This is a genomic window from Nocardiopsis halophila DSM 44494 (genome assembly GCF_000341245.1).
In the GTDB taxonomy this organism is placed as follows: Bacteria; Actinomycetota; Actinomycetes; order Streptosporangiales; family Streptosporangiaceae; genus Nocardiopsis_A; species Nocardiopsis_A halophila.
In genome coordinates this window covers 1-754 of record NZ_ANAD01000212.1, presented here as the reverse complement: position 1 = coordinate 754, position 754 = coordinate 1, and the positions used below count along the sequence as shown (strand labels likewise).

The following is a 754-nucleotide window of genomic DNA, read 5'->3' as shown; positions in this document are numbered from 1 at the left end:
GGGAGCGGTTGGCGGCCATGCTCGCCGACGCCGGCCCCGTGGCCCTGGTGACCGACGGGCCCACCCGGCGCGACCTGCCCGACGGCCTGCCCGAGGTGCTCGACCTCGACGACCCGCGCCTGCAGGGCCGGCTGGAGGTCCGCTCCGGCGACCCGCTGACCGACGCCGACCGGCGCTCCCGGCTGGACGCCCGGCACCCGGCGTACGTGATCTTCACGTCGGGCTCGACGGGGCGTCCGAAGGGGGTGGCGGTCGCGCACGGGGCGATCGTGAACCGTCTGGAGTGGATGCAGGGCGCCTATGCCCTCGATGCCGGCGACCGCGTCCTGCAGAAGACGCCGGCGTCGTTCGACGTGTCGGTGTGGGAGTTCTTCTGGCCGTTCGCCGCGGGCGTGCCGCTGGTGGTCGCCGAGCCCGGCGGCCACCGCGACCCCGCCTACCTCGCCGAGCTGATCCGCACCCACGGGGTGAGCGTCTGCCACTTCGTCCCCTCGATGCTGCGCATCTTCCTCGACGCCCTCGACGCGCTGGAGACCCCGGCCGCGGACGCGGACCAGGGCCTGCCCCTGCGGACGGTCTTCGCCTCCGGCGAGGCGCTGGGCGCCGACATCGCCGAGCGGTTCCGGTCGGTGCTGCCCGGCGCGGAGCTGCACAACCTCTACGGGCCCACCGAGGCGGCCGTCGATGTCACCTGCTACGACGCCGCCTGGACCCCCGACGGCGCCGCCACGGTGCCCATCGGCCACCCGGTGTG

Annotated in this window: 1 protein-coding gene; it reads left to right on the top strand. The window is 75.3% G+C overall.

All coding sequences use genetic code 11. The features are described from left to right. On the top strand, nucleotides 1-754 hold a 754-nt coding region (locus D450_RS31145; RefSeq protein ID WP_039820892.1), incomplete at both ends, for an AMP-binding protein.